This window comes from Pseudomonas sp. TWI929 (genome assembly GCF_039673335.1).
Classification (GTDB): domain Bacteria; phylum Pseudomonadota; class Gammaproteobacteria; order Pseudomonadales; family Pseudomonadaceae; genus Aquipseudomonas.
The window spans coordinates 36,787-53,101 of record NZ_JBDJLK010000041.1 but is presented as its reverse complement, the minus strand read 5'-3'; the positions used below and the strand labels follow the sequence as shown (position 1 = coordinate 53,101).

15 protein-coding genes are annotated in these 16,315 nt (G+C 63.1%); 2 read left to right on the top strand and 13 right to left on the bottom strand.

What is annotated here, in order from left to right; genetic code table 11:
* Positions 1-54: 54 nt before the first annotated feature.
* Together ABE456_RS17365 and ABE456_RS17360 are read right to left on the bottom strand one after the other, a co-directional pair.
* Entirely contained in the window at positions 55-453 is a 399-nt protein-coding gene (locus ABE456_RS17365; protein WP_346645010.1) for an NUDIX hydrolase, read from the bottom strand.
* 81 nt (positions 454-534) lie between these two features.
* Entirely contained in the window at positions 535-4,317 is a 3,783-nt protein-coding gene (locus ABE456_RS17360) for a CheR family methyltransferase (RefSeq protein ID WP_346645009.1), read from the bottom strand.
* Between the two features lie 280 nt (positions 4,318-4,597).
* Between ABE456_RS17360 and ABE456_RS17355 the strand changes: the two genes are divergently transcribed.
* Positions 4,598-4,807, top strand: a complete 210-nt coding sequence (locus tag ABE456_RS17355) for a general stress protein (RefSeq protein WP_051100024.1) — start codon at positions 4,598-4,600, stop codon at positions 4,805-4,807.
* 146 nt (positions 4,808-4,953) lie between these two features.
* Positions 4,954-5,223: a DUF6555 family protein gene (locus ABE456_RS17350; protein WP_346645008.1), complete on the top strand. Its 270-nt coding sequence runs from the start codon at positions 4,954-4,956 to the stop codon at positions 5,221-5,223.
* A gap of 199 nt (positions 5,224-5,422) precedes the next feature.
* Here ABE456_RS17350 and ABE456_RS17345 read toward each other — a convergent pair whose 3' ends face one another.
* The 11 genes from ABE456_RS17345 to paaK form a co-directional block, all read right to left on the bottom strand.
* Entirely contained in the window at positions 5,423-5,593 is a 171-nt protein-coding gene (locus tag ABE456_RS17345; protein WP_346645007.1) for a hypothetical protein, read from the bottom strand.
* Between the two features lie 147 nt (positions 5,594-5,740).
* Positions 5,741-7,795: a phenylacetic acid degradation bifunctional protein PaaZ gene (paaZ, locus tag ABE456_RS17340; protein ID WP_346645006.1), complete on the bottom strand. Its 2,055-nt coding sequence runs from the start codon at positions 7,793-7,795 to the stop codon at positions 5,741-5,743.
* Positions 7,796-7,833: 38 nt separating this feature from the next.
* Positions 7,834-9,066 carry an OprD family porin gene (locus tag ABE456_RS17335; protein WP_346645005.1) on the bottom strand — a complete coding sequence of 411 codons (1,233 nt, stop codon included), beginning with the start codon at positions 9,064-9,066 and terminating at the stop codon, positions 7,834-7,836.
* Positions 9,067-9,105: 39 nt separating this feature from the next.
* On the bottom strand, positions 9,106-10,668 hold the full coding sequence (locus ABE456_RS17330) for a cation acetate symporter (protein WP_346645004.1): 1,563 nt from the start codon (positions 10,666-10,668) through the stop codon (positions 9,106-9,108).
* Positions 10,665-10,973, bottom strand: a complete 309-nt coding sequence (locus tag ABE456_RS17325) for a DUF485 domain-containing protein (RefSeq protein WP_012272262.1) — start codon at positions 10,971-10,973, stop codon at positions 10,665-10,667. The genes ABE456_RS17330 and ABE456_RS17325 overlap by 4 nt, the downstream gene beginning before the upstream one ends.
* A 107-nt stretch (positions 10,974-11,080) precedes the next feature.
* The gene (paaE, locus tag ABE456_RS17320; RefSeq protein ID WP_346645003.1) at positions 11,081-12,157 is read right to left on the bottom strand and encodes a 1,2-phenylacetyl-CoA epoxidase subunit PaaE; all 1,077 of its coding nucleotides are present in this window, start codon (positions 12,155-12,157) and stop codon (positions 11,081-11,083) included.
* A 15-nt stretch (positions 12,158-12,172) separates the two neighbouring features.
* A complete protein-coding gene (paaD, locus tag ABE456_RS17315; RefSeq protein WP_346645002.1) occupies positions 12,173-12,706 on the bottom strand; it encodes a 1,2-phenylacetyl-CoA epoxidase subunit PaaD in 534 nt (177 codons plus the stop codon).
* Positions 12,693-13,451, bottom strand: coding sequence for a 1,2-phenylacetyl-CoA epoxidase subunit PaaC (gene paaC / locus ABE456_RS17310; RefSeq protein WP_346645001.1), 759 nt, complete (start codon positions 13,449-13,451; stop codon positions 12,693-12,695). The genes paaD and paaC overlap by 14 nt, the downstream gene beginning before the upstream one ends.
* A gap of 8 nt (positions 13,452-13,459) precedes the next feature.
* Positions 13,460-13,741 carry a 1,2-phenylacetyl-CoA epoxidase subunit PaaB gene (gene paaB, locus ABE456_RS17305; protein ID WP_013972614.1) on the bottom strand — a complete coding sequence of 94 codons (282 nt, stop codon included), beginning with the start codon at positions 13,739-13,741 and terminating at the stop codon, positions 13,460-13,462.
* 25 nt (positions 13,742-13,766) lie between these two features.
* Entirely contained in the window at positions 13,767-14,756 is a 990-nt protein-coding gene (gene paaA / locus ABE456_RS17300; protein ID WP_346645000.1) for a 1,2-phenylacetyl-CoA epoxidase subunit PaaA, read from the bottom strand.
* Between the two features lie 231 nt (positions 14,757-14,987).
* Positions 14,988-16,307 carry a phenylacetate--CoA ligase PaaK gene (gene paaK / locus ABE456_RS17295; protein WP_346644999.1) on the bottom strand — a complete coding sequence of 440 codons (1,320 nt, stop codon included), beginning with the start codon at positions 16,305-16,307 and terminating at the stop codon, positions 14,988-14,990.
* Positions 16,308-16,315 lie beyond the last annotated feature (8 nt).

The window sequence follows — 16,315 nt, the reverse complement described above, 5'->3', positions numbered from 1 at the left end:
TGGTCGTTTTTTGGTGCTCAACCCCGCTAAGGGTCAGTCACATGTAAAACAGATCTACCGTACTGAGGCTGCGGTGGCCCTGTCACAGGCCAGCAACGAGCGGATCAGCAGCTTGATCTCGTCCTTGAGCACCGCCACCTGGTCCAGGTGGGCAAACCGGCAATCGGCAATTTCATGCAGGGCCTTGGGGTGCGGCGCATCGGCAAACTCTGCCTCGAACACATAGTGCATGCGCTCTGCCGCTTCATGGCGCATCAACAAGGTCAACGAATCGGCCTGCAACCCGGTTTCTTCCAGCAATTCGCGCTCGGCCGCCTGCACAGGTGTCTCGCCGGGCTCGATCTTGCCGCCGGGCAGGGTCCAGGCGGCATTGGGCTTCCGCACCCATAACCATTTATGGGTTTGCTTGCCATGCCGGCAAATGACCGTGGCGCGATGCTTGACTGGCTTCATTTGGGTTCCTGGACGAATCCCTTATTCCATGAAGTTTCGGCCCCAGGCGGCAATAAACGTTGCGTTGAAGCTGACGAACGGTCAGTACGGCACGGTACCACTCAAGGCTTCGATAGCTTCGATCAACTCGTCATACCCCACCGGCTTGTTCAGGTGCCGGTCGAAGCCCGACTGGCGAGACTTGTACTGATCGGCGCTGGCGCCATAGCCGGTGAGGGCGATGGCCGGGGTGTGGCGCAGGTGCACATGGGCTCGTAACGCCTTGATCAAAGCATGGCCGTCCATGACCGGCATGCCGATATCTGACAAGATGATGTCGAACTCTTCGCTTATGGCGGCTTCCAGCGCCTTGCGTGGATCACTGAAAGCGCAGACGCTGGCGCTCTCCATTTCCAGCAGCTCTTGCATGACCTCCAGCACGTCCACGGAGTCGTCCACCAATAGCACGCGGATGCCGTTCAAGCGGCCTTCGCCAGGCTGGTCGGCACCTTGTGCGGGCTGCGGGCCGCGCACATCGCACAATGGCAGGCAGACGGTAAAGGTGCAGCCCATGCCCAGCCCGGCCGAACGGGCCTGCACCGTGCCGCCCTGGGCTTCGACCAGTTGCCGCACCAGCGACAAGCCAATACCCAGGCCCTCGCGGCTATGGCTGGCCAATTGCGGTGCAGCCTGGCTGAACAGGTCGAAGATATGCTCCAGGCTGTCGTGGTTCAGCCCCACGCCGTGGTCAATCACCAGCAGGCGTGCCTGGTCTTCGTCGTGGCTAAGCACCAAGCGTATCTCACTGCCTGCGGGGCTGAACTTCAAGGCGTTGTTCAACAGGTTCCAGATGATCTGTTCCAGCCGCGTGACGTCGCCCTCGATCATCAGCGGCAGCCCGTCGGCGGGCAGCTCCAGGCGCACCAGGCAGGGGTGTTGTTCGCTCAGCACCACGGCATGAATACCCTGCAGGATGGCGCCAAGGTCAACCGGCTCGGTTTTCAGTTTCAGCTTGCCGGTGCGGATGCGCGCCACATCCAGCAGGTCATCTATGATCCGCGCCTGGCTGGAGACAGCCTCGCAGATGGTGCCGACGGCCTTGCTGGCGGTGCTGATGTTCTTGATCGATGGCAAGCGACGAAGGATTTCGGCATTAAGCTGGATCAGGTTCAACGGGTGCTTGAGTTCATGGGACATGACAGCGAAGAACTCGTCCTTCATGTGGCTGCTGTTCTGCGACTCGGCCAGCTGCTTGCTCAGGCGCTCCTCGCCCAGGCGCACGCGCTCTTCGGCGGCGTGGCTGATACTGATGTCGATGAAGGTCAGTACCGTGCCGTCGATTTTCTGTTCGCTGGAGCGGTAGGGTAACAGGCGCGCCAGGTACCAGTGATCGTCCTGGCCGCCGATTTCGCGCTCGATAACGGTCTCGCCCTGGGCCACGGCGCGGGCATCGTCGGCCAGCGCCGGGTAATCCAGGCGGTGGGTGATATCGAGCAGGGAGCGGCCGGTGTCGACCGGCAATATGTTGAACAGGTCGGTGGCGCGCGGGGTGAACCAGCGGATATGCAGGTTGCGGTCGACAAACACCGTGGCGATCTCGGTGCAGGCAATGAGGTTGCTGAGGTAGTCGTTGACCTTGTCGGTTTCCTCGACCTTGTTCTTCAGCTCGTAGTTGACGGTCAACAGTTCCTCGTTGATCGACTGCAGCTCTTCCTTGCTGGTTTCCAGCTCTTCGCTGGCCGAGCGCAGTTCTTCGTTGATGGCCTGCATTTCTTCGTTGGAGGCGGTCAGCTCCTCGCTGGAGACCTCCGATTGCTCGATGGTTTCCTGAAGTTGCAGACGTGTACGTTGCAACTCGCGCTCCAGGTTGTGCATGACCATGCTGTCGGTCTGACGGATAACCCCAGGCAACGGCAAGGATGGGTCGGGCATGCGCTCTTCGAACACCACCAGCAGGCAATCGCTTCCATTAAGTTCGTCCCTGTACGGCTGCACGGTAATTTCCACCTGCAACCTGTGTTCGCTGTCCAGCAGGTCGACGGGGCGTGAGGTGACCGCCTCGCTGCCCTGGCGCGCCTGGAACAAAGTGCTGCGCAGGGCCAGGCGCATGCTCGGCAGCACCAGGTTGAGCAAGTTGCGGCTCGGCTCGCCACCGGTCAGTTGCAGGAAGCGGCCTGCCCCGTCGCTCATGTGCAGGATGTTGCCATCGGTATCGACAATAAGGCTGGGCGGCATGCGCCGCGCCAGGGCGCGATGGTGCAGCTCGGCATACGATGGCTTGCGCCCGGGCTTGGCCTTGCTCAAGGGTTCCAACGGTGTACTGGCGGCGGTGGTGCCGAGCAACTGGCGCCCAGAGCGGCGACCCGCATTGCTGACGTTGCGGGCACGGAAAATACGGTTGCGCTTGTCCACCGCAGCAAACAGTTCAGCGGCTACATCGGCCGACTCGGACGAGCCAAGGAACAGGTAGCCACCAGGGCGCAGGGCGAAGTGAAACATCTGCAGGATGTCGCGCTGCACCTCGCGGTCCAGGTAGATCAGCAGGTTGCGGCATACAATCAGGTCGATCTGCGAAAACGGTGGGTCGGACAGCAGGTTGTGGCGGGCAAACAGCACCTTCTCACGGATTTCCTTGCGCACCCGGTAATGCTGGTCTTCCTTGACGAAGAACTGGCGCAACCGACTGGGCGGCACATCGGTGATGATCGCTTCGGGGTAGCTACCGCTGCGGGCGATGCCGATGGCGCGTTCATCAAGGTCGGTGGCAAACACCTGTACCTTGCGCGCGCGCTGCTCCAGCGCCAATTGCTCACAGACCAGCATGGCCAGGCTGTAGGCCTCTTCGCCAGTGGAGCAGCCCGCCGACCATATGCGGATCTCGTCGGTACCGTCAGACACCTCTCGCTCGCTGGCCAGCTGCGGTAGCACATGACGCTCCAAGGCCTCGAAGGCTTCGCGGTCGCGGAAGAAATTAGTCACTCCAATCAGCATGTCGGCCAGCAAGGCCCGGGATTCTGGCGGGTGCTGTTCCAGGTAATGCAGGTAGCCAGCCAGGTCCGCTTGCCCGGTCACATGCAGGCGGCGCTCGATGCGCCGCAGCACGGTGGCACGCTTGTAGTGCTGGAAGTCATGGCCGGTGTTGCTGCGCAGTTGCAGGAGGATTTCTTCGAGTAGCGGCTCGTAGGCCTGGGCGTCGCCAGCACGGGTACCCAGGGCAGGCGGCAGGGTGTCGTCGTTGATTACCGGCAACTGGACCTGGCGCGCATTGCGCCACAGTTCCAATAGCTTTTGTGGTATTTCCGCCGCTGGCAGCACCAGGTCGACCATGCCAGTTTCGATGGCCGCACGGGGCATGCTGTCGTACTGGGCGTCGTCCGGGGTCTGCACCAAGGTGACACCACCTTGCTCCTTGATCCGCGACAGGCCCACAGCGCCGTCGGCGCCAGTGCCGGACAGCACCACGCAGAAGGCGTGGTCCTTGTGCACATCGGCCAGGTCACGGAAGAACAGGTCGATGGCCACATGGTCGCCACGGCGCCGGTTGGCCGGTGCCACACGCAGGTAGCCGTCGTTGGTGGACAGGCGATTGGCCGGCGAAATCACGTAGACATGGTTGCGCTCGATGGGCACCGGCTCGGTGACCTGGCGCACCGGCATCTGCGTGGTTTCCTGAATGATGCGGTCGGCCATGCTCTGATGGTCGGGCGACAGGTGCAACACAACGACAAAAGCCATGCCGCAATCGCTGGGCATTTGCCGAAACAGCGTGCAGATGGCTTCCAGGCCTCCTGCCGAGGCACCGATGCCAACCACCGGGAAGTCCAGGTGGCTGGGGCTGAGCGCCGGGTTTTGAGGCGAGGCGGGTTGCTTGGAGGACGACTTCATCGACGGAGCCTTGTGCAGACCGTAATGTTCGGCCCGTGACTGCAGCGCCGGGCGTGTGTAGTGGCGGGATTATAAGCCGCCACCCTACAGTTGTGACCGCTGCCAGTGGCTCAAAGTGCTACCTGCCTGCCTCTATCACGCAAACATTTTGCCAGCGTGAGTTTGGTGCCACTGGTCAGCTGCCGGTAAAACCATTGAGCAGAGCTTGCGATCGGCGGCTCGGAGCTAAGGCATGGCACAGATCCATGCGACCAGCCAATCCATCGCAAGGAGAACCGACATGGCGCAGGACCAACAGCGGACCAGCCAGCGTGGCGGCACCAAGGAAACCAACCCGGGCAACTTCGCCAATGACCGGGAACGGGCTTCCCGCGCGGGCCACAAGGGCGGCCAGGCATCCGGTGGCAACTTTGCCAACGACCGCCAACGGGCATCGGAAGCCGGCCGCAAGGGTGGGCAGAACAGCCACGGCGGCGGCCGTCAGCAGTGACGCCAAGCGCCCGGTGCCGCAGGTGCCGGGTGCCCGCCTACTACTGCCAAGGCCACTGATACCATTAGTTCAACAATATTTTGAATCTTCAGGCCATGCCCCGATCAATCAGGATGTCATCCATGGAAAAGAGGAGGGCCTCCGCAATGCCCAGCCCACAGCTGTACATCATCGATTACCAACTGCATGGCCAGCCGCGCAGTTTCATCATTCGTCTGGAGCGCCTGGACAATGCCGAGGCGTGGCATTGGGCAAGTTGCGATGCGGGCATTGGCATCATTCCCAAGTTCGGGCGCGAGAAGATCAGGAAGGTCAGCCGGCCGATGGCCGAGCGCTATGGGATTACCGCCGTGAGCTGGCGGATTTCGGGGAGCAAGCCGAACCAGTCTGTGGGCGACCCGGCGACGACGGTGTAACACCTGATAACGCATGCTGTTGGGGCTACTGTGCAGCCCATCGCCGGCAAGCCAGCTCCCACAGGTACGGCGCATGCCTTGAATTCGCGCGCAGGTCTTGAATTTGGTGCGGTCGGTGTGGGAGCTGGCTTGCCGGCGGTGGTCCGCAAAGCGGCCCTAAGGCAAATGCTGGCAGAGCAAGTCTTGAACAGCTTGCAAATCAGGCGCCGGATTCGGGGTCGCTGGCCGGTACGCCGGGGCGGTTTTCTTCATCATCAGTCACGCTGGGGTCGGTATCAGGGTCATCCGACCGGTCATTGCGCCGCTCCGGTTCCAGTTCCGGCCAATCATCCTGTGCACTGCCGCCGCCCATTCGCAGTAAGTCGTTCATTGCCCGATCCTCTTCTTTGATCCTCATGGGTTAAGAGAGTAAGGCGCGCTTCAGAGATCCCTCGGATACCGACTATCGCTGACCAACGGTCCCCGTTGCCAGCCTCTTGGCGGGATTAGCCGCAAAGAGGCCAGCAGCTTCAACGCATCATTCTGGCTGCTTCAGCACCAAGGTCAGAATGTCATAACTGGCCACCAGCTCACCCAGCTGGTTGGTCACCTCCACATCCCAAGCCACCACACCCTGCGGCTGGCCCAACGGGCTGGTCTTGCCCTGGTCGATCTTGCGCTTGCAGGTCAACCGCGCCTGGATGGTATCGCCAATGCCCACCGGGTTGATGAAGCGCAGGGTATCCAGGCCATAGTTGGCCAGCACCGGCCCGGCCCCCGGCGACACGAACAGCCCGGCAGCCGCCGACAGCACGAAGTAGCCATGGGCGATACGCTTGCCGAACTGCGATTCCTTGGCGGCGATTTCGTCGAAGTGCATGTAGAAGTGGTCGCCCGACAGGCAGCCGAAGTTGACCAGGTCGGCCTCGGTCACCGTGCGGCGGTGGGTGAGCAGCGATTCGCCGATACGCAGCTGCTCGAAGTAGCGGCGGAACGGGTGCACCTCGGTCTCGATCACTTCACTGCCGCGCACGTATTCGCCGGTGACGGCCGTGAGCATGCTCGGCGAACCCTGCACTGCGGCACGTTGCAGGTAGTGCTTGACCGCACGCAGGCCACCCAGCTCTTCACCACCACCGGCGCGGCCCGGGCCACCGTGTTTGAGTTGCGGCAATGGCGAGCCGTGGCCGGTGGACTCTTTGGCGGCCTCGCTGTCGAGTACCAGCAAGCGGCCATGCCAGGCGGCGGCCACCGGAATGGCCTTGGCGGCCACGCTGCGGTCGGCGGTAACCAGGGTTGCCACCAGGCTGCCCTTGCCACGGGCCGCCAGGGCCAGGGCTTCGTCGAGGTCATCGTAGGCCATCAGCGTACTGACCGGGCCGAACGCTTCGATATCGTGCGCACCGCCTTCGGCATGCGGGTCGCGGGCCTGCAGCAGGGTCGGGGCGAAGAACGCGCCCTCGGCCACGCCCTCGCCACGCGGGGCAAAGCCATCGCTGGCGCCGAACAGCTGGTCGCAGCTCTGCAGCAGGCTGCGCACCCGCTCGGCCACGTCGTGCTGCTGGTCATGGGAGGCCAGGGCCCCCATGCGCACGCCTTCCACCGACGGGTCACCCACCACCACCTTGCTCAGCCGCTCGCGCAGGCGCGTGGCAACCGCGTCGATGTGCTTGGCCGGTACGATGGCGCGGCGGATGGCGGTGCATTTCTGCCCGGCCTTGGTGGTCATTTCACGCACCACCTCCTTGATGTACAGGTCGAACTCTTCGCTGTCCGGGGTTACGTCGGGGCCGAGGATGGCGCAGTTCAGCGAGTCGGCTTCGGCAGTGAAGGGTACCGAGTTACGGATCAGGTTCGGCGTGACACGCAATTTGGCGGCGGTGTCGGCAGAACCGGTGAAGGTCACCACGTCCTGGCCTTGCAGGCGGTCGAGCAGGTCGCCGGTGCTGCCGATCACCAGTTGCAGGCTGCCTTCAGGCAACAGGCCGGATGCGTTCATCAGGCGCACCACGGCCTCGGTCAGGTAGCTGGTGGACGTCGCCGGCTTGACGATGCACGGCATGCCGGCCAGGAAGGTCGGGGCGAACTTTTCCAGCATGCCCCAGATCGGGAAGTTGAAGGCGTTGATGTGCACCGCCACGCCAGCGCGCGGCACCAGGATATGGCTGCCGGCGAAATGGCCTTGCTTGCCCAGCGGGATGGCCGGGCCTTCGTGCACCAGGTTGCCCGATGGCAGCTCGCGGCTGCCAATGCCGGCATAGGCGAACAGCGTGGCGTTGCCGCCTTCGATGTCGATCCAGCTGTCGGCACGGGTGGCGCCGCTGTGGTGGGAGAGGGCGTAGAGCTGTTCCTTGTGCTCGGCCAGGTACAACGCCAGCGCCTTGAGGCGTTGGGCGCGTTGCTGGAAGTCCATGGCCATCAGTGCGGCCAGGCCGCGGGCACGTGCGAAGTCCACGGCTTCGGCGAAGTCCGGGCGTTCTTCATGGCTGTAGGCCAGCACGTGGCCGTCGAGGGCGCTGCGCAGGGCCTGGGCGCCGTGCTGGCCAAGCCAACGGCCGGCGATGAAGCTTTGCAGAGTAGGGGCGGCAGACATGCTGTTCTCCATGCTGTTCAAATGTAGGGGGGGCGCTGTTACCACAGCGCCAGGGTGTAGCCGATGATCAGGCGGTTTTCGTCCACGGCGTTGGTCAGGCCATTGCCGGAGCGGAAGGTGACGTTGCGCCAGCGCAGGCTGACGTCCTTGAACGGGCCGCTCTGGATGACATAGGTAATGTCGGTGTCGCGTTCGCGCTCACGGCCATTGCTGACCGTGGCAGTTTCGGCGTGGCGGCCGTCGGTGTAGCGGGTCATGAAACTCAGGCCAGGGACACCCATGGCGACGAAGTCGTAGTCGTAGCGCACTTGCCACGAGTCCAGCCCGGCACGGGTGAAGGTGTTGTAGGTGACCAGGTTGACGGTGAACGGGTCGCCGCCGTTGACGAACGGGAAAGCGCTGTCGCCCGACATCTGCTGCCAGGCGGCAGTGAACTTGTGCGCCCGCACGCCGAGGGTGAACATGGCGTTGAAGTTGCGGTTGTCGATATTGCCGGCACGCTCGGCACCGTCGTTGCGGCTGTCGAAGTAGCGCAGGTCGCTGCGCAGGCTCACACCCTCGGCAAACGGGCGGGTATCGATCAAACCGACGAACTGCTGGCGGTAGATGTCCTCAAGCTTGGCGTAGTAGTAGCTGACACTGGTTTGCGGGGTAATGGCATAGCTGCCGCCAGCGAAGTCCAGGTGGTCACTGCGCGCGGCGCCGAAACCCATGTCGTCACGGCCCGAGGAGTCGCGCAGGTTGGCCTTGGTCAGGCGGCCGCCGTTGAAGGTGAGGCCTGCGAGGTCCTGGCTGGTGAGCAGGCCACCCTGGAAGGTGGACGCCAACAGGCGGGTGTCGTTGTACACCACCACTGGCAGGATCGGTTGCAAGGTACCCAGGCGCAGGGTGCTCTTGGACACCCGCACCTTGCCGGTCAGGCCCAGCTCGCTGTAGTCGTCGACCGGTTCATGGCTGTTCGGGCCAAAGGGCAGCAGGCCGGTGTTGCGGCGGTCGCGGCTGGAGTCGAGCTTGATACCCAGCTGGCCCATGGCATCGACGCCAAAGCCGACCGGGCCGTCGGTGAAGCCCGACTCGAGCTTGGCGGTAAAGCCCTGGCCCCATTCCTCGGCCTTGGCCTGCGGTGCGTTGCTCTGGCGGAAGTCGCGGTTGATGTAGTGGTTGCGCAGTTCCAGCCGTGCGTGGCTGTCGCCGACAAAGTCCGCCAGTGCCGGCAACGGCAGGGCGAGGGTGGCCAGCCAGGCGGCTGACATGAGGTGCGTGCGGTTCATTGTTGTTGTTTTACCCGACATGGTTGTTCTTCCTTGAGGTCAGTGCTTGCTGGCGCCGGCGGCGCCGATACCGGTCATGGAGCGGATGAACTGGCCCAGGTAGCGGCCACGCTCTTCAGTGGCCCGTGCGGAGCTGTCGGTAACCGAGAACACCCAGGCACCGAGGAACGCCAGGCTCATGGAGAACAGCGCCGGGTTGCTGTAGGGGAACAGCGCCTTCTCGTGGTGCAGCACGTTGACCCACACGGCCGGGCCCAGCACCACCAGCAGCACTGCCGAGACCAGGCCGGCCATGCTGCCGCACACCGCGCCACGGGTGGTCAGGCCCTTCCAGAACATCGAGAGCAGCAGCACCGGGAAGTTGACCGAAGCCGCGACCGCCAGCACCAGGCCGGAAAGGAAGGCGATGTTCTGCGACTCGAACATCAGGCCAAGGATCACCGCCAGCAGGCCGATGACCAGCGTGGCGATACGCGACACGCGCATTTCCTCTTGCTCGGTGGCCTTGCCTTTGCGCATCACGCAGGCATACAGGTCGTGGGATACAGCCGATGCGCCAGACAGCGCCAGGCCGGCGACCACGGCCAGGATGGTGGCGAAGGCCACGGCAGAGATGAAGCCAAGGAACAGGTTACCGCCCACCGCCTGGGCCAGGTGCACGGCGACCATGTTGCCGCCGCCAATGATTGCGCCGGTGGCGTCACGGTAGGACGGCTCGGTACCGACCATGACGATGGCGCCAAAGCCGACAATGATCAGCAACAGGTAGAAGTAACCAATGAAACCGGTGGCGTAGAACACGCTCTTGCGCGCTTCCTTGGCATCGCTGACGGTAAAGAAGCGCATCAGGATATGCGGCAGGCCAGCGGTACCGAACATCATGCCCAGGCCGAGGGAAATGGCATCGATGGGGTTGGACAGCAAGCCACCCGGGGCCATGATTGCCTGGCCCTTGGCATGCACGGCCACGGCGCCAGCAAACATTGCCTCGGTGCTGAAGCCGAAGTGCTTGAGCACCATGAAGGCCATGAAGCTGGTGCCCGACAGGAGCATCACTGCCTTGATGATCTGCACCCAGGTGGTGGCCAGCATGCCGCCGAAGGTGACATAGGCGACCATCAGTACGCCAACCAGCATTACCGCGTACAGGTAGCTGATGCCGAACAGCAGTTCGATCAGCTTGCCGGCACCGACCATCTGCGCCACCAGGTACATCAAGGCAACCACCAAGGTGCCGAAAGCGGAGGTCAGGCGTACCGGCGTTTGCGCCAAGCGATAGCTGACCACGTCGGCGAAGGTGTATTTGCCCAGGTTGCGCAGGCGTTCGGCGATCAGGAACAGGATGATCGGCCAGCCGGCCAGTACGCCCAGGGCATACAGCAAGCCGTCGTAGCCATTCATGAACATCATTGCCGAAATGCCCAGGAATGATGCGGCGCTGATCATGTCGCCAGCAATCGCCAGGCCGTTCTGCATGCCGGTCAGGCCACCACCGGCGGTGTAGAAGTCGCTGGCCGAGCGGGTGCGCAGCGCAGCCCAGCGGGTAACCAGCAGGGTGAAGCAGACGAACACCATGAACATCGAGATGGCGGTCCAGTTCATTGTGCGCACTCCTGCTTGACCTTGTCGTTGAGCGGGTCGAGCACGTTGTTGGCGCGGTGCACATAGATGCCGGTCAGGGCGAAGGACAACAGCACCATCAGCACGCCCACCAGCATGCCGACGGTGGTCACGCCGCCGCTGAGGGACTGGCCGAGGGTGCTGGGGGAGAACGCCACCAGCAGGACGAAGCCGTAGTAGATCACCAGCATGGCCAAGGTCAGGCTGCCGTTGAGGCGGCGCTTGCGCCGCACCAGGTGCTGGAAGTCGGGGTGGTTGGCGATGCTTTCTATGCGTTCGGGTGTCATGGGTTGCGATCTCTGGGTGTTGTAATTGTTTTGTTGAGGTCACTCGGGTGTTGCGGTGTCGCTAATGGCCTCTTCGCGGGCATGCCCGCGAATCAGGCGACGCGGTCTTAGAGCTGGTCGAAGTCGAGAACCACCTTGTCGCTTACCGGGTAGCTCTGGCACGACAGCACATACCCGGCTGCCACTTCGTAGTCTTCCAGGGCATGGTTGCTGTCCATTTCCACTTCGCCCTCGATCACCCGGCACTTGCAGGTGGAGCACACGCCGGCCTTGCACGAATAGGGCAGCTCGGCGCCAATGGCATTGCCGGCGTCCAGCACGTTCTGGCTGTTGCGCGGCAGGTCGAAGGTGAGGGCGCGGCCGTCACTGATCACGGTGATGTGGCTGACCGCCGAGTCCACCTGGCGCGCCGCTTCACGGGCTTCGCGGCGGGCTTCGTTGCCAGCGGCGGCGAACAGTTCGAAGTGGATGCGTTCCTTGGCCATGCCGTTGGCTTGCAGGCTGTCACGCACAGTCTCGGTCATTGCCTGGGGGCCGCAGATGAACGCCGCGTCCAGGTTTGCAACGTCCATCCAGCGCGAGAACAGCTGGCCGCACTTGTCGGAATCGATGCGGCCGTTGTACAGGTCGACATCCTGTTGCTCGCGGCTGAACACGAAAATCAGGTTCAGGCGGTCGAGGTAGCGGTTTTTCAGGTCTTCCAGTTTGTCGCGGAACAGCGCGCCGGAGCTGGAACGGTTGCCGTACAGCAAGGTGAAGCGGCTGTGCGGCTCGCTGGCCAGGGTAGTGGCGATGATCGATAGGATCGGCGTGATGCCACTGCCGGCAGCCACCCCCAGGTAATTGCCCTGGCGAGCCGGGTCCAGCGGCACGAAGAAGCTGCCGGATGGCGGCATCACTTCCAGTTGCTGGCCGGCCTTGAGCACTTCGTTGGCAAACGCCGAGAAACGCCCACCCGGCACGCGCTTGACCGCCACGCGCAGTTCGCCGTCCTGCACGGCGCTGCAGATGGAGTAGGAGCGGCGGACTTCTTCGTTGTCCAGCTGGGTACGCATGACCAGGTACTGGCCCTGGGTGAAACGGAACTGCTGCTGCAGGTGCTCGGGCACATCGAAGGCAATCGACACCGCATCACGGGTCTCGTTGCGCACTTGCTTGATGGTCAGGCTGTGAAACTGGCTCATGGCGTTCTCCACGGCTCAAATGCATTTGAAATAGTCAAACGGCTCCAGGCACTCGCGGCAGCGATACAGCGCCTTGCAGGCCGTGGAACCGAACTGGCTGAGCAATTCGGTATGGGCGCTGCCGCATTGTGGGCAGCACACCAAGGGGGCTTCGCCAAGCAGGCTACGCTTGCTGGCGCTGCCCTGTGGCGGGGCAATGCCGTAGGCGCGCAGGCGCTCGCGGCCCAGTTCGCTGATCCAGTCGGTGCTCCAGGCCGGGGTCAGCCGGCGCTCAAGATCTGGCGCGCAGAAACCGGCCTGTTCCAGTGCCTGGCGAATGTCACCTTCGATCACCTCGGTTGCCGGGCAGCCGGAGTAGGTCGGGGTGACCACCAGGTGCAGGTGGCCGGCGCGCCAGTCGAGGTCGCGCACGATCCCCAGGTCAACCACGCTGACCACTGGCACTTCCGGGTCCATGACCTCGCCCAGCACCGCCCAGGCCCGGGCCAGGTCGTCGCCTTGCTGCGCCCGCGCACCGCGGTCGCCAGCAATCAGCTCACCAGGTCGCATCGGGGTAGGCCCTTGGCAGGAACTGCATCTCGGCCAACAGCAGGCCCAGGTGCTCGGTGTGCAGGCCTTTGCGGCCATCCAGGTAGAAATGGCTGGCGGCCTTCGGCAGTGGCAGTTCAACCGACGCGAAGGTCGCGCTTACCTGCTTGAGCCAGGCGGCGCCAACAGTTGCCGGGTCCGCGCCAATACCGGCTTCGGCCAAGCGCACTTCGTTATCGCTGGCAGCCGTCAGCTCGACGGTGAAGCGCCACAGCGCCGGGATGGCGGCGAGCATGCGCTGGCGGCTTTCTTCGGTACCACCGCCCAGGCGCTGTACCCATTCGCTGGAACGGCGCAGGTGGTAGGTGACTTCTTTCAGGGCCTTGGCGGCAATGCCGGCAATACGCGCATCACTGGACTCGACCAACCCTTGCAGCACGGCGAAGTGCCAGGCGTCGTAGAGGAACTGCTTGGTCATGGTCACGGCAAAATCACCGTTGGGTTGCTCGACCAGCAGCAGGTTGCAGTAGGCGCGCTCATCGCGGCGGAAGGCCAGGGCATCGGCATCACGGCCGTCATCGAGCAGCTCGGCGGCGTACTCCAGCCAGTTGCGCGCCTGGCCGACCAGGTCGAGGCCGACGTTCATCAGGGCCAGTTCTTCTTCGATGGCCGGCGCGTGGCCACACCATTCGCAGAGGCGCTGGCCCTGCACCAGGGCACTGTCGCCAAGCAGCAGCAGGTAGGGGATAAGGGCTTCGTTGTGCATGGCCAACCTCACATGTGTCCGACTTCGTCGGGCAGCTCGTAAAAGCTGGCATGGCGGTAGACCTTGTCGTCCGCAGGGGCGAACAGTGGGTCTTTCTCGTCCGGGGAGGAGGCGGTGATCAGTGCCGAAGGCACCACCCACAGGCTTACGCCTTCGCTGCGGCGGGTGTACAGCTCGCGGGCGTTTTCGATGGCCATCGCGGCATCGGCGGCGTGCACGCTGCCAACATGCTTGTGGTTAAGGCCGTGCTTGCTGCGCACGAACACTTCGTAGAGGGTCCAGACAGACATATTCGATCTCCGCATCAATCGCCGCTCAGGCGGCGTTCTTGTTCTGTTGCTTGCGCGCGTAGGCCACGGCGGCCTCGCGTACCCAGGCGCCGTCCTCGATGGCCTTGCGCCGGGTGGCGACACGTTCCTGGTTGCACGGGCCATTGCCCTTGAGCACTTCGTAGAACTCGTCCCACTGGATCTCGCCGAAGTCGTAGTGGCCGCGTTCGGCGTTCCACTTCAGTTCAGGGTCGGGGGCAGTGCAACCGAGCAGTTCGAGCTGCGGCACGGTCTGGTCGATGAAGCGTTGGCGCAGTTCGTCGTTGGTCTGGCGCTTGATCTTCCAGGCCATGGACTGGGCGCTGTTGGGCGAGTGTTCGTCGCTAGGGCCGAACATCATCAGCGACGGCCACCACAGGCGGTTGATCGCGTCCTGGACCATGTCGCGTTGCGCCTGGGTGCCGTGGCGCATCATGGTCAGGAGAATTTCGTAGCCCTGGCGCTGGTGAAAGCTCTCTTCCTTGCAGATGCGGATCATGGCGCGCGAGTAAGGGCCGTAGGAGGTGCGCTGCAGCACTACCTGATTGACGATGGCGGCGCCATCTACCAGCCAGCCCACTGCGCCCATGTCGGCCCAGCTGAGGGTGGGGTAGTTGAAGATGCTCGAGTACTTGGCCTTGCCGCTGTGCAGCTTGGCGATTTCTTCGTCACGGTCGGCACCCAGAGTTTCCATGGCGCTGTACAGGTACAGGCCGTGCCCGGCTTCGTCCTGGATCTTGGCCATCAGCTGGAGCTTGCGCTTGAGGCTGGGGGCACGGGTGACCCAGTTGCCTTCGGGCAGCATGCCGACGATTTCCGAATGAGCGTGCTGGGAGATCTGCCGGATCAGGGTCTGGCGGTAGGCGTCAGGCATCCAGTTCTTGGCTTCGATCTTGATTTCGGCGTCGATCTTTTCCTGGAAGTTGCGCTCTTCGGGCGACATCTCTTCCAGCGACTTGACGCGTTTGACTCCGGTTTCCACTAGCTGTGCGTACATGTGCTGCGACTCCTGCTAAGGCATGAGTCATTTGTAAGCGATACAAAACATAACGTCAAACAGTTTTATGTGTATCGAATAAGATTTGTGTATCGCTTTGCTGGCCAAGGAGGTCGCATTCCCATGTGGGAGCGGCCTTGCGTCGCGAAAGGGGCGCACAGCGCCCCCGGCATTCTCAAAGGCAAAAAAAAGCCCCGGACAATGCCGGGGCCGAAAAGGCAGCCGAATGAATCAGCTGGCCAACCGTTTGTCGAACACGTGGCAAGCCTTGCCCTCGGAGCGCTTGAGCGTACCGCACGGCTGCAGGCGCACCTGGGTGCTGATGCCGATGTAGGTCTTGATTTGTTTGCTCAGCTCGCCGACCACCAGCTTGCGCTGGCCTTCATCGAGGTGCTGGCACTCCGCACGCAATTCCACATGCACCTCGACACTGTCCAGGTTGCCATTGCGATACAGATGAATCTCATACAGCTCGGAAAGTTGTTTTATTTTCAACACCTGCTCCTCGATCTGGGTCGGGAACACGTTGACCCCGCGAATGATCAGCATGTCGTCGCTGCGGCCGGTAATCTTGCCGATCCGCCGCATTGGCCTGGCAGTGCCGGGCAGCAGGCGGGTGAGGTCGCGGGTGCGGTAGCGCACCATCGGCAGGGCTTCCTTGCTCAGCGAGGTGAACACCAGCTCGCCCAACTGGCCGTCTGGCAGCACCGCACCGGTGACCGGGTCGATGATCTCGGGGTAGAAGTGGTCTTCCCAGATGGTCGGGCCATCCTTGGTCTCGATGCACTCCATCGCCACCCCAGGCCCCATGATTTCCGACAGGCCATAAATGTCGAGGGCATCGATGCCCAGGCGTTGCTCGATCGAACGGCGCAACTCGTCGGTCCATGGCTCGGCGCCGAAAATGCCCAGGCGCAGCTTGAGGTCATGCGGGTCGATGCCTTGGCGCTCGATTTCATCGGCCAGGTTGAGCATGTAGGACGGGGTGACCATGATGATGTCGGGCTGGAAGTCGCGAATCAGCTGCACCTGCTTCTCGGTTTGGCCGCCAGACATGGGGATCACCGTACAGCCCAGGCGCTCGGCACCGTAATGCGCGCCAAGCCCGCCGGTAAACAGGCCGTAGCCGTAGGAAACATGCACCTTGTCGCCTTTGCGCCCACCCGCGGCGCGGATCGAGCGGGCGACCACATTGGCCCAGGTGTCGATGTCGTTCTGGGTGTAGCCGACCACCGTCGGCTTGCCAGTGGTGCCGCTGGACGCGTGCAGGCGCACCACCTCTTCCTGCGGCACGGCGAACATGCCGTAGGGGTAGTTGTCGCGCAGGTCGTTCTTGCCGGTGAAGGGGAACTTGGCCAGGTCTTCCAGGCACTTGAGGTCATCGGGGTGGGCGCCGCATTCGGCAAAGCGCTGGCGGTACAGCGGCACATTGTCGTAAGCGTGCTTCAGGCTCCAGCGCAGGCGGTCCAGCTGGTGCTGGCGCAGGGCGTCGACACTGGCGGTTTCCATCGGGTCCAGCAGGGCACGATCGGCATCATGGTACATGTTCATGGCTTCAC

Coding starts and splice junctions, on each gene's coding strand:
- ABE456_RS17365 (WP_346645010.1), bottom strand. CDS start 453: ATGAAGCCAGTCAAGCATCGCGCCACGGTCATTTGCCGGCATGGCAAG.
- ABE456_RS17360 (WP_346645009.1), bottom strand. CDS start 4,317: ATGAAGTCGTCCTCCAAGCAACCCGCCTCGCCTCAAAACCCGGCGCTC.
- ABE456_RS17355 (WP_051100024.1), top strand. CDS start 4,598: ATGGCGCAGGACCAACAGCGGACCAGCCAGCGTGGCGGCACCAAGGAA.
- ABE456_RS17350 (WP_346645008.1), top strand. CDS start 4,954: ATGCCCAGCCCACAGCTGTACATCATCGATTACCAACTGCATGGCCAG.
- ABE456_RS17345 (WP_346645007.1), bottom strand. CDS start 5,593: ATGAACGACTTACTGCGAATGGGCGGCGGCAGTGCACAGGATGATTGG.
- paaZ (WP_346645006.1), bottom strand. CDS start 7,795: ATGTCTGCCGCCCCTACTCTGCAAAGCTTCATCGCCGGCCGTTGGCTT.
- ABE456_RS17335 (WP_346645005.1), bottom strand. CDS start 9,066: ATGAACCGCACGCACCTCATGTCAGCCGCCTGGCTGGCCACCCTCGCC.
- ABE456_RS17330 (WP_346645004.1), bottom strand. CDS start 10,668: ATGAACTGGACCGCCATCTCGATGTTCATGGTGTTCGTCTGCTTCACC.
- ABE456_RS17325 (WP_012272262.1), bottom strand. CDS start 10,973: ATGACACCCGAACGCATAGAAAGCATCGCCAACCACCCCGACTTCCAG.
- paaE (WP_346645003.1), bottom strand. CDS start 12,157: ATGAGCCAGTTTCACAGCCTGACCATCAAGCAAGTGCGCAACGAGACC.
- paaD (WP_346645002.1), bottom strand. CDS start 12,706: ATGCGACCTGGTGAGCTGATTGCTGGCGACCGCGGTGCGCGGGCGCAG.
- paaC (WP_346645001.1), bottom strand. CDS start 13,451: ATGCACAACGAAGCCCTTATCCCCTACCTGCTGCTGCTTGGCGACAGT.
- paaB (WP_013972614.1), bottom strand. CDS start 13,741: ATGTCTGTCTGGACCCTCTACGAAGTGTTCGTGCGCAGCAAGCACGGC.
- paaA (WP_346645000.1), bottom strand. CDS start 14,756: ATGTACGCACAGCTAGTGGAAACCGGAGTCAAACGCGTCAAGTCGCTG.
- paaK (WP_346644999.1), bottom strand. CDS start 16,307: ATGAACATGTACCATGATGCCGATCGTGCCCTGCTGGACCCGATGGAA.